This window comes from Pseudomonas sp. 14P_8.1_Bac3 (genome assembly GCF_025466085.1).
In the GTDB taxonomy this organism is placed as follows: domain Bacteria; phylum Pseudomonadota; class Gammaproteobacteria; order Pseudomonadales; family Pseudomonadaceae; genus Aquipseudomonas.
Genome location: NZ_JANLOD010000074.1, coordinates 245,524 through 257,342 on the forward strand (window position 1 = coordinate 245,524; position 11,819 = coordinate 257,342).

At 62.0% G+C, this 11,819-nt stretch carries 9 protein-coding genes and 1 pseudogene; 1 reads left to right on the forward strand and 9 read right to left on the reverse strand.

Annotation, left to right across the window (positions count from 1 at the left end):
- Positions 1–36 precede the first annotated feature (36 nt).
- On the forward strand, positions 37–900 hold the full coding sequence (locus tag NTD84_RS27715; RefSeq protein WP_262172245.1) for a DNA-3-methyladenine glycosylase family protein: 864 nt from the start codon (positions 37–39) through the stop codon (positions 898–900).
- 103 nt (positions 901–1,003) lie between these two features.
- On the opposite strand, the gene NTD84_RS27720 is transcribed toward NTD84_RS27715, so the two are convergent.
- From NTD84_RS27720 to gap, 9 genes and pseudogenes are all read right to left on the reverse strand, one after another.
- Complete coding sequence (locus tag NTD84_RS27720; RefSeq protein WP_262172246.1) at positions 1,004–2,353, reverse strand: CoA transferase; 1,350 nt, start codon at positions 2,351–2,353, stop codon at positions 1,004–1,006.
- Between the two features lie 198 nt (positions 2,354–2,551).
- Positions 2,552–3,307, reverse strand: coding sequence for a methyl-accepting chemotaxis protein (locus NTD84_RS30180; RefSeq protein WP_410017384.1), 756 nt, complete (start codon positions 3,305–3,307; stop codon positions 2,552–2,554).
- 102 nt (positions 3,308–3,409) lie between these two features.
- Positions 3,410–4,768 (reverse strand): annotated as a pseudogene (locus tag NTD84_RS30185) (HAMP domain-containing protein); the annotation flags it as partial.
- 122 nt (positions 4,769–4,890) lie between these two features.
- On the reverse strand, positions 4,891–5,280 hold the full coding sequence (locus tag NTD84_RS27730) for a YbaN family protein (RefSeq protein WP_262172248.1): 390 nt from the start codon (positions 5,278–5,280) through the stop codon (positions 4,891–4,893).
- 130 nt (positions 5,281–5,410) lie between these two features.
- The gene (locus tag NTD84_RS27735) at positions 5,411–6,019 is read right to left on the reverse strand and encodes a biliverdin-producing heme oxygenase (RefSeq protein ID WP_262172249.1); all 609 of its coding nucleotides are present in this window, start codon (positions 6,017–6,019) and stop codon (positions 5,411–5,413) included.
- Positions 6,020–6,131: 112 nt separating this feature from the next.
- A complete protein-coding gene (locus NTD84_RS27740; RefSeq protein ID WP_262172250.1) occupies positions 6,132–8,723 on the reverse strand; it encodes a TonB-dependent receptor in 2,592 nt (863 codons plus the stop codon).
- Positions 8,724–8,845: 122 nt separating this feature from the next.
- Positions 8,846–9,811, reverse strand: coding sequence for a FecR family protein (locus NTD84_RS27745; protein WP_262172251.1), 966 nt, complete (start codon positions 9,809–9,811; stop codon positions 8,846–8,848).
- Between the two features lie 93 nt (positions 9,812–9,904).
- Entirely contained in the window at positions 9,905–10,423 is a 519-nt protein-coding gene (locus NTD84_RS27750; RefSeq protein WP_262172252.1) for an RNA polymerase sigma factor, read from the reverse strand.
- A 205-nt stretch (positions 10,424–10,628) separates the two neighbouring features.
- Positions 10,629–11,630 carry a type I glyceraldehyde-3-phosphate dehydrogenase gene (gene gap, locus NTD84_RS27755; protein WP_262172253.1) on the reverse strand — a complete coding sequence of 334 codons (1,002 nt, stop codon included), beginning with the start codon at positions 11,628–11,630 and terminating at the stop codon, positions 10,629–10,631.
- Positions 11,631–11,819: the final 189 nt, after the last annotated feature.

Genomic DNA, 11,819 nt, shown 5'->3' on the forward strand with positions numbered 1-11,819 from the left:
AAACGGAGAGGCTGCCATGTGCAGGTGGGTGTGGTTGTGAGATTGTCGCTGGCGTTCGAGCCGCCGTATGACTGGCCGGCGATGCTGGATTTTTTGGCGGCGCGGGCGGTGGCCGGGATGGAAAAGGTGGCCGATGGCGTGTATTCGCGCAGCATTGGCCTGGATGGGGTGCACGGTGTTTTTTCGATCGAGCTCGCGAGCGGCAATGCGCTGGATGTGTTGCTGGATTTTCCCGCGCCGGCCGCAGTGCCAGAGATCGTGACGCGGCTGCGGCGGATGTTTGATGTGGACGCGGATTTACCGGTGATCCACCGGCAATTGCAGGCTGATCCATTGATGGCGAGGTTGATCGCCGAGCGGCCGGGGCTGCGGGTGCCGGGGGCATGGGACGGGTTGGAGCTGGCGATCCGTGCGGTGCTGGGCCAGCAGATTACAGTGGGTGCGGCGATCCGCCTGGCGGGGAAACTGGTGGCGCAGTACGGACAGCCGTTGGCGTCTGGTTGGCCCGGTATCACTCACGTGTTTCCGGAAGCTGGGGTGTTGGCGGTGGCTGATCTGGCAACGCTGGGGATGCCGAAGAGTCGCGGGCGGACGTTGTCAGGCGTGGCTCAGGCGCTGCTCGATGATCCGCTGCTGTTTGCACCTGGGCGCGAGGACGGCGTTGCGCGGTTGCTGGCATTGCACGGGGTTGGTGACTGGACGGCGCAGTACATCGCCCTGCGGCAGTTGCGCGAGGGGGATGCGTTTCCGAGTGGGGATGTGGGGTTGATGAAGGCGTTGGCGGCATTAGAGGGCGGGCCTGTGATGGCCAAAGTGTTGATGGCACGGGCCGAGGCTTGGCGACCTTATCGAGGGTATGCGGCGCAGGTGCTCTGGACTTCGTTGAGCCGGGGGGATTGAGCCGACCGTTGCGGCCCTTCGCGGGCAAGCCCGCTGCCTCAGTGGATTTGCGTCGGACACAAAACCTGTGGGCGCGCGCCTGCTCGCGAAGGGGCCTGTGGGTTCACCACCACTGCGCGCGATGTGAACCCAGTTCCCCCGCCGGAATCGCCCACTGCACTGGCGTCCCGGTGATCTTCAGTGGAACGTGCAGCCGATGCGCCGGCCCCCACGGTGTCTGTTCGACCACCAGGCCCTGATCGTGTTCATCTTCTGCGCGCAACGGCTCATCCGTACCGGCACCCTGTTCAATCAACAGTTTCGCCGTCCGCGCCAGCGACAATCGTGCCGAGCCGCCACGCCCGCTGCTCAATCGCTCGGTCAATAACGTGATCGCCGCGGCCGCCATCAAATACCCGGTCCCATGATCGAGCGCCTGTACCGGCAAAGGCGTTGGCTTGTCCGCACGTTTCCAGTGCATCCCGGTCTCGGCGATCCCGCTGCTCATCTGCACCAGGCTGTCGAAGCCGCGGCGGTTCTGCCAGGGCCCGCTCCAGCCGTAGGCATTCAGGCAGACGTCGATCAGCCCCGGCGCAATCGCCTGGCGTTCGGCGGCGCCGTAACCCAAGTGTTCGAGCGCATCGGCGCGGTAACCGTGAAGCAGAATGTCGGCGTCCTTGAGCAGGCTTTCAAACACCGCACGATCGGCTTTGTCGTGCAAATCCAGACGCGCGCAGCGCTTGCCGAGCGTGACGTCCGGCACCACGCCCGGTTCGGTCCAGGTCGGTGGGTCGATACGCAACACTTCGGCACCGAGGCCGGCGAGAAAACGACTGGCGACGGGGCCGGCGAGCACGCGGGTCAGATCCAGCACCTTGATCCCGGACAGCGGTCGCGCCACCGAGCCTTGCCACGGTTTGCGGTGATGGCCGGTGCCAGCGCTGAACTGAATCAGCGACTCGGCATTCACCGCCAGGCCTTGGGGATGCGCCTGCCATTGCGTCCAGCTACGCATCTCGGCCGCACAGCCACCCGCGTCAACCACGGCCTGTTCCAGATCGGTTTTCGCCCATCGGGCCACCTTGCTCGCCACGGCCTCGCGGTCGGCACAGGCACCGAGGACTTTTTCCGCCGCCGCGCGGTGATGGGGCGCGTTGGTGTGCAGGCGAATCCAGCCGTCATTGGTCGCGTAGTCACCGGCGACCGGGTCCCACAGCGGCGGCAAGCTCCAGCCCTGCGGGCGGATCGACGTGGCGAACCAGAACGAGGCCAGGCGCCGGTCGACTTCCAGCGAGGGCAAGCGCCCGGTTTGCCGCTGCAGTAATTCGCTGATGGCCTGGCCGGCGGCGGCGATGCTGGCGCAGGCCAGATCGGTGACGGCCAGCGCCGAGGGCAGGGCACCGCGGGAGGTGAACGGAATCGGGGTGTGAGGCAAGCCGAGTGCGGCTTGAATGGACGTGAGTAAATCAGTCATCGAAGGCCCTCCGGAATGAGAGGGCGATCATAGATCAAAAAAACGGCGGTCCGGATGAAAACGATAACGTGCGACTGAACATCGGACCCCTGTAGGAGCGAGCTTGCTCGCGATAGCAATCTGTCAGCCGGCATCGAGTGAGGATGTCAGTCCGTCATCGCGAGCAAGCTTGCTCCTACAGGGATCGGTGGTGGGCTTTTACACTCGGAACTGATCCATCAGTTTCATCTGGTGGGTGGTCAGGCTGTTGAGCTGGCTGCTGATCTGCGCCGATTCAGTGGCCTGGCCGGTCAGGGTTTCGGTGACGGTGCGGATCGCCGAGACATTGCGGTTGACCTCTTCGGCCACGGCGCTTTGCTGTTCGGCGGCGCTGGCGATTTGCAGGTTCATGTCGCTGATCACGGTGACCGCGTCACTGATTTTGCTCAAGGCCTGCACCGCTTGCTGGATTTGCCCGGCGTTGCTGTGGGCCTGGGTCTGGCTCGAATGCATGGTGGCGACCACGCCGCGGGTGCCGGTCTGGATGCGTTCGATCACCAGGCGGATTTCCTCCACCGAATCCTGGGTGCGTTTGGCCAGGTTGCGCACCTCATCGGCCACCACCGCAAAGCCGCGGCCGCTCTCGCCGGCCCGCGCCGCTTCGATCGCCGCGTTGAGGGCCAGCAGGTTGGTTTGCTCGGCGATGCTGCGGATGACTTCCAGCACCGAACCGATCTGCTCGCTGTTGACTGCCAAGGCCTCGACTTCGGTCACGGCCTTGCTGACTTCATCGGCCAGTTGATTGATGTCGCGGGTGCTGCGCTCGATGATCGACATGCCATCGCGGGCCGATTGATCCGCGCCTTTTGCTGCATTGGCCGCGTTCGAGGCGCTGTTGGCGACGTCGTGGGCGGTCGCGCTCATTTCGTTGGAAGCCGTGGCGACCTGGTCGATTTCGCGGAACTGCACCTGCATGCCTTCACTGGTCTGACGGGCAATTTCCGAAGACTGGTCGGCGGTGCCACGGGCGTCGGTAATGCTCTGCTTGATCTGGGCGATGGTCGGTTGCAGCTTGTCGAGGAAACGGTTGAACCAGTTGACCAGTTCACCCAGCTCGTCTTTCTTGCTGTACTGCAGGCGCTGGGTCAGGTCGCCGTCGCCGCTGGCAATCGCCTTGAGCATGTCGGCCACGCTGTTGATCGGCCGGGTCACGCCCGAGGCGGTGAGCCAGATCAGCAACAAACCGACGAGCCCGGCTGCGACAGCTACGAGCACGGCCTGGATCGTGCCGCTTTGCTGGGCTTCATCGAGAACCACTTGCAGCTTCACCGAATCCGCCAGCAGCACTTGTTTTGGCAGGTCGATCACCACGCCCCAGGCCTTGGCGTCGGGAATCGGGCTGACCGGGTACACCGCGCGGATCAGTTCACCCTGTTCGAGGATCTGCGGTGTACCGCCGCCGAGCAATTGCAGGATGTCCTTGCCTTCCGCGCCCAGGGTCTCACCGAGGTTCTTGCCGACCTTGCTCGCGTCGACACTGTAAGCCGCGAGCACGCCGCTGCCGGAAACGATCAGCATGTGCCCGGCGCTGCCGAACAGGTCGCGTTGAGAATCGACCGCCGCGGTCTGCAGGGCGTCGAGGGCGATGTCCACCCCGACCACGCCGATGGATTTACCGTCGACCAGCAGCGGCACGGAAATCGTGGTCATCAGCATTTCCTTGCCGCCGACGGTATCGGCGTACGGGTCCAGCAGGCAGGTGCGCTTGCTGTCGCGAGGGCAGGTGTACCAGCTGTTGTAGGGGATGCCGCTGATGTTCTGGGTGGTCTTGGTCATGTCGTCTTCGACCATGATCGTGTTGAGCCCTTCGCCGCCGGCACGGCTCCAGTAACTGGCGAAACGACCGGCTTCGTTGGACTGGCGAGCGGCATCGTTGGCGAACTCGCTGTCCTTGCCGTCCAGGCCGTTCGGTTCGAACGCCAGCCAGATGCCCAGCACCTTGCTGTTGCGCTCGAACGCAGTCTTCAGGCTCTGGTTCAACTCTTCACGCAGGGCACCGGCGTCAAGCGAGCGCCTGGCGGCCATGGTGCGCATGTCCTTGATCTGATCGGACAGGGCAGTCACCACCAGCAGGCTTTCGCCGAATGTCTTCTGCACCCGCACGGCCTGCTCGGCGGCCTTGGCCTGCAGCAGGTTCTGCACGCTGTCGGTGAGCATTTTGCTGCTGGAGGCGCTGACCAGTTCGTCGTTCTGATTGGTCTGGTAGAAGTTCATGCTGACGATCAGGACGACCACGCCCAGCAGGCACAGACCGGAGAGCAGGACGATTTTCAGGCGGATGGACAGAGAGTCGAACATAGGACGAGCTCGCGAATGAAGGAAGTGTTGGCGGTGGGTCGGGGGCCGACCCGGTTCGCCAAGTCCGTTCAGCGCCATCTTCTGCCATCGGCGAGGGTTTGGGATGCATGATGGTGGCCCCGACGAACGGTCATGGTTGAACGTTTGCGCGGGAAAATGTGCCGAAATGAGGGTTAAAACGGGATAAATCGCGGGCTATTTCAGGAGGGATCCGGCAGTGATTCGGGGCGCGACCAGATCCACAGGTTGCCCAGACTCATGCCGGTGATGGCCAGGTAAATCGCCCAGCCGGGGTCGAGCAGGACCAGCATCAATGTGGCGCACAGCAACATGCTGACGGTGGCACTGACCTTGGCTCGCCGCGCGACGATCTTGCCGTTGCGCCAATTAGACAGGATTGGCCCGAACACCCGGTGATTTTCCAGCCAGGCGCTCAGGCGTGGTGAACTTTTGGTCGCGGCCCAGGCGGCCAGCAGGATGAACTCGGTGGTTGGCAGGCCCGGCACGACGATGGCGATCAAGCCGATGGCGAGGCTGAGGTAGGCCAGGATGCCGAAGAGAATTCGGGCGAACTTTGAAGTGGCAGGCATGGGCTCCAAGGCGTGTCTGGGCGCTTGCTTTTCCGTGTGGGAGCGGGCTTGCTCGCGAACGGTGTGTCAGTCAGCGATAGGGCTGACACACTGCTTTCGCGAGCAAGCCCGCTCCCACAAGGGGGGGTTATCAGGCGAGTTCCGGGGTGGTGGCGTAAGCCTGTTCCAGCAGCACGGTGAAGCGGTTGAACGCAGCGATCGCGCCTTTATCCAGCTCGGCTTCTTCCTCGGCACTGAGCTCCAGGTCGTCAAGGGTTTTGACGAAGGTTTTCCAGCCCTGGGCGCGGCCACCGGCAGGTTCGCCGAGGTGGCGGGCGCCAAAGGTTTCGCTCAGACCGAGGCCCACGGCGCGTTTGATCAGGAACGCCGCGCCGAGCTTCGAGCCTTCGGACACAAACAACCAGCCTAACGCTTCGGCCTTGCTCGGGTGATGCACGGCACCGGCAACAGGCGCAGGCACCTCAGTGTCCAGGTCCGCCAGGTCAGCCTTGGCCGCTTCGGCACGGCAACGCGCCGGCAGGTCGGGGACGATGGCAGTCAGTTCGGCATCGTTGTACAGCGCGACCAGTTCCGACTGGAACAGGTACTGCGCCACCACGAAACGAGCGAAGTTGGCCTGGGTTTCAAACGGTGCGTGGGCCTTGACTAAGGCGTCGAGCCTGGTGTGCGGCTCGTGAGTGATCTGGTTCAAACGTTGCGAATGCAACGCCGAGCGTTGAGCAGGGGCCTGGGTAGTCATGGAAAATCCTTTCAGGAAAAGAAGCGCTTGGTAACGAGACGAAACACACGACGCCTCACAGTAAAAAAACCTCACTGTGCGGCGATATAACCGCACAGTGAGAGGCGCAGGGTCAGATGTCCCAGACCAGATTGACTGCAAAGTTACGGCCGGGCTGAGTCAGGCGATCGAGGTTGGCCGGTTGCGTCACGGACGCTTCGCCGACGCTGTCGTAACCGCGCACGTCATCCCATTGCCAGTATTTTTTGTCGGTCAGGTTGTAGATCCCGGCGTTGACGGTCACGTCGTCGGTCACTTTGTAGAAACCGGTCAGGTCCAGCACGCCGTAACCCGGTGTCTTGAACTGGTTGCTGACACCGTCCGGTGATTTGAACGTGGTGTTGTCGACGCGATCTTTCTTCTTCACCAGTGTCCAGCTGAGCAAAGCGCCGTAGTTGTCCTGGTCGTAACCGAGGCCCAACACGCCGGTGAGCGGGTTAACGCTGTTGATCGGTTCGCCGTTATCGTTGTTGCGACCGTAGGCGTAGGCTACCGAACCCTGGGCATAGAGGCCCTGTGGCGCACCGAACGCGTCGAGGTGCAAGCGACCCTTGAGCTCTGCGCCTTTGATCGTGGCGTGTTTGATGTTGGCGCTCCGGAACGTCAGTTCGTTGTAACCGGGGGTGATGGCATCCTCTTCGATGAAGTCGCGGTACTTGTTGTAAAACAGGGCCAGGTCAAAGGAGCCCGATTCGAAGTTGCCGCGCAGTCCGGTTTCGAAGCCTTTGCTGGTTTCCGGCTCAAGGTTCGGGTTGGGTTCCACGCGATAACCGGTAGCGGTGTTCTCGAAGCGCCCGTACAACGCCTTGGCGGTTGGCGTGCGGAAACCTTCGGCGTACTGGCCATACCAGGTGTATTGATCAGTTAGTGCGTAGGTCAGGCCGAATTTCGGCGATACGCGGTGCCAGGTTTTGGTCTCGCTACTGACGGTGCCGCCAGGGGTGGCCGCCACGGTGTTCAGGAATTCCTGGGTGATGTGCGGCTTGAGCTGGGTGTAGTCGTAGCGCAGGCCGGGCAGGAAGGTCCATTTGTCCCAGCTGATCTGATCCTGGGCGAACAGGCTGTAAGTGTTGACGGTCGGGTCCGGGAAGTCGCTGGATTTTTTCAGCACGTCCGCAGTGCTGACCGCACCGACGACCCGGCAGCTGCCGAACACGGCGAGGCAAGTGCCATTGCCGCTGCGCGAGCCGGTGACTTTCTGCTGCTTGATCGTAGTGCCGTAGGTCAGCAGGTGCTCGGTGTCGGCGATGCTGAAAGCCTTGTCCAGTTGCGCGTCAAACACCCACTGCTTCTCTTCGTACAGGGTTTCCCGCGTGCGCAGCACTTTGCGCGACATCGGGTAGTAGAACTCTTCGGTGCTCTGGTCGGTCTTGGCGACCTGATGGTTCAGGCTCCACTTGACGTTGTCCACCAGCAGGCTGTCGAGGGCGAAGCTGTGTTCCAGGCCGAAGCGCTCGCGGGTGACGGTGTCGTTGCCAGTGCGCCACTGGTACATGCCGCCGGGTAGCACACTGGCCGGAATCGTCGGTGCGCCCTGGAAGTAAGGACCGCCGTAAGCGCTTTTCTGATCGATGTCGCGATCGTCCTTGTACTTTTCGTAGGTCAGGCCCAGGCGTGAATCTTCGTTGTAGTTCCAGCCGATCTTGGCCAGCACGTTGCTGGTACGCACGTCCTCAGGGTTGGCCGCCGTGCGGGCGAGGCCGATGCCGTTGTTGCTGCCATAGGATTCGGTTTCATGACCATCGCGCTGGCTGTAATGCAGCAAGCCATCGAACTGATCGGCGCGACCGGCGACGGTGGCGGATTTCAACCAGCTGTCGTCAGCGGAGCTGTACCCGGTTTTCAGGCGAGCGCCGACGTCCTGGCCAGGTTTGATGATGTCGTCCGGATCGAGGGTGAAGTAGCTGACCGCGCCGCCGATGGCGTTGCTGCCGTAGAGCACCGAGGCCGGGCCGCGGAGGATTTCGACACGCTTGACGATTTCCGGGTCGACGTAGTTGCGCTGAGTCTTGGCGTAGGGACCGCTGAAGAAGTCGTTGGGTATTTCAACGCCGTCGACCTGAGTCAGGATCCGGTCGCCATCGATGCCGCGAATGTTGTAGCCGCTGATCCCGCCGCGCTGGCCGGCGCCACCCACCGAAACACCCGGTTCGTAGCGCACCAGATTCTTGATGGTGTTGACGTTGTTGCGGTCCAGCTCTTCGCGGGTGTGCACGGTGACGGTGCCCGGAACGCTTTCGATGCTTTGTTCCTGGCGGGTGGCACTGATGGTCACCTGCTGCAGGTTGAGGGCGCCGCTGCTCAGGCGTTTTTCCAAAACGATGTTGTTGTTGCCCAGTTTGCGATAGCTCAGGTTGGTCCCCACCAACAGGCGATCCAGGGCTTTCTCCGGCGACAGCGAGCCGCGCACACCCGGCGAGGCCACGCCTTGCGCCAGTTCGGCCGGCAAGCCGACTTGCCAGCCGGTCACGGCGGTGAAGGCATTGAGGGCCGAGACCAGTGACTGTTGGGGGATGGCGAACGCGTAGTCGCCCATGTTGCGTGCGGGTTGCTCGGCAGCCGTTGCGGCGAGCAGCGGCGCGCTGCCGGCCATGAGGATGGCCGCGGTCAGCAGCGACAGCACGCGGGACGGCGAAGAAGAATGGCGGGTAAGGCGAGAGGACATCGATAGCGCTCCGTGTCGCACGAATCTTTATAGGTGCTGACTGGCATCTGTAGATGCGAATCAATTGCATTGGCTATAACGAGACGAACGAGCTTCAGCTATCGAGTAAAAATAATGCTCATTTAGTTCAGGATCACCAGCGCCGGGTATTCCTGGAGTCGTGCCGAAGTGATGTGCGCCAGCGAGCGAACCACGTCCAGCGGCTGATCGAGACGGTAATTACCGGTCACGGCGACGTCGGCCAATTGTTCGTTGGTGTTGATGATCCAGCCGGGGTAGTAACGACGCAGTTCCGCCAGCACCTGGCTCAGCGGGCAGTTTTCGAACACCAGTCGGCCCTGGACCCAGGCCAGGTCCGTCGCGACATCGACCTTGGCCGGACGGTCGAAACCGTTGGGGCCGATGCGGATGCTTTCGCCGGCTGACAAGCGGATTCGCGCGTCGTCACGGGTTGCACGCAAATCGACATCGCCGCGCTGCACCCGGACCTGCGCCACACCGTCGAGGTAGCGCACGGCGAACGCCGTGTCGTGCACGCTGGCCTTGACCGGGCCCGCATCGATTTCGAAGGGTTGGCCAAGGTGCGCCGGCACCTCGAAAAAGGCCTCGCCCTGATACAACCGCGCCACGCGTTGCTGATCGTTGATGGTGCTGGAAAACGCCGAATTGGTATTGAGCAGGACTTTCGAACCGTCCTCCAGTTGCAGGCGCTGGCGCTCGCCCACCACGGTCAAGTGATCGGCCTGGAGGCGCATGGGCAGGTTGCTGAAACTGAACAGGCCGAGGATCAGCACGGCGGCGGTGGCCAGCGGCTTCCAGTGCGGGCGCAAGCGCGTCAGCAGCGTGACTTTTGCCGGTCGGGAAGCGAGGTTTTGCGCGCATTGCACGACTTGCGGACCGTCCCAGATCGCCTGGGCCTTGGCAAACGCCTCGGCATGCAAGGGGCTGGCGGCCATCCACTCGTGGAATTGCCGGGTCTGTTCTTCGCTCGCACTGCCCATGACGATCAGCCAGTCCAACGCCTGGTCCATCGCGCTTGCGGGGTCCCGCGCCGGGGAGGGCGGGGAGGAGCGGTGGGTGTCCGTCACGGTGTTTCCTCGGCAGTGTCTGTGCACGGCTGTTTTAGTGCAGCCTTTTTTGTGAAGCCTGAAGGTGGTCAAGGGTAACAAACCCTGACGTGTTCAGTCGCCGTTCAAGCGCTCGGCGACGCCGATGCAGATGGCCATGATCAGCTTCAATTCCTTTTGCACGGTACTGAGCGAGACGCCGAGTTTTTCGGAAATCTCCAGGTAGCTGTGCCCGTGCAGGCGACTGAGGATGAAGATCTGTTGCTGACGGCTGCTGAGTTGACTGAGGCTCACGTTCAAACGCTCCAGCAATTGTTCGGCATGGGCGGCGTCCTCGGCACTGCTGGCGGGGGCGGCGACGCTTTCCAGCACGTCCGGCGGCACGTCGTCGAGCATCGTGCGCGACTGGATGCGCCGTGCACGCAGATGATCCAGCGCGAGGTTGCGTGCGGTCTGGAAAACGAAGGGTTCGAGGTGATCGATGGCCCGCTCGCTGAGCGCACGGGTTACGCGCAGGTAGGTCTCCTGCAGGAGGTCTTCGGCGGTGCTGTGATTGTTGACCATCCGCTCCAGTGTGCGCAGCAGCGAAACCCGCTGGGCGATGAAGACGTGATTGAAGCGCGATTGACTCACGGGAAGACCTGATTCATGTCGAGCGAATGATAATGCTTATCATCCGCTGCGCGGGTCAAGTCGTCATTTGTGAAAAAATGCGCGGTCCCTCTCTGTAGGAGCGAGCAGGCTCGCGAGAAACGTTCGGACACCGCGGGCATTCAGGCCGCCCGCGTCATTGTTGGCAACCCTCGCGAGCCTGCTCGCTCTTACAGGGCCAGCTACGTTACTCCGCGTTGCACAACGCCAGGCAGTTATCGAGCATGCGGTTGGAGAAGCCCCATTCGTTGTCGTACCAGGCCAACACCTTGAGCAGCTTGCCGCTGACCTTGGTGTGGTTGGCGTCGAAGATCGACGACAGCGGGTTGTGGTTGAAGTCGCTGGAAACCAGCGGCAGGGTGTTGTAACCGAGAATCTTCGAATGCTGGCTGGCTTCTTTGAGCAGCGCATTCACCTCATCGGCCGACGCTTCGCGCTTGAGCTGTACGGTCAGGTCCACCAGCGACACGTTGATCACCGGCACCCGCACCGCCATGCCGGTCAGTTTGCCCGCCAGTTCCGGCAGCACCAGGCCGACCGCTTCAGCGGCGCCGGTCTTGCTCGGGATCATGTTTTGCGTGGCAGAACGGGCGCGGTACGGGTCGGTGTGGTAGACGTCGGTCAGGTTCTGGTCGTTGGTGTAGGCGTGGATCGTGGTCATCAAACCATTTTCGATGCCCAGCTCGCGGTGCAGCACCTGAGCCACCGGGGCCAGGCAGTTGGTGGTGCACGAGGCGTTGGAAATAATCTGGTGGGACTGGCGCAGGATGTCGTGGTTGACCCCGAAGACCACCGTGGCGTCGGCGCCTTTGGCCGGGGCAGAGATGATCACTTTGCGCGCGCCGGCCGAAATATGTGCAGCGGCCTTGGCCCGGTCGGTGAACAAACCGGTGCATTCGAACACCACGTCGATTTTTTCCGCGGCCCAGGGCAGGTCGGCCGGGTTGCGAATGGCGCTGACGGCAATACGGTCACCGTTGACGGTCAGACTTTCCTGATCGTGCTGAACATCAGCGTCGAACGTGCCGTGAACGGTATCGTATTTAAGTAAATGAGCGTTGATCGCACTGTCGCCCAGGTCGTTGATGGCGACGATCTGCAGATCCTGACGGTAGCCCTGGGTATAGAGTGCGCGGAGCACATTGCGGCCGATGCGGCCAAAACCATTGATTGCGATTCGAAGAGTCATTAACAGGGCCGCCGTCGATTTGTTGTTGGAATTACAAGATTATTCGCAAAAAAATAGAAAACAAGCCTTTTTAGTGGCAATATTTTGTTCAATCTACAACGAGTGACCTGAATCAACTGGTCCGAATGATCAAGAAAACCGTCCGTCATCCCATCGACAACGGCACTTGCTCAGCATAGACAATCAGGT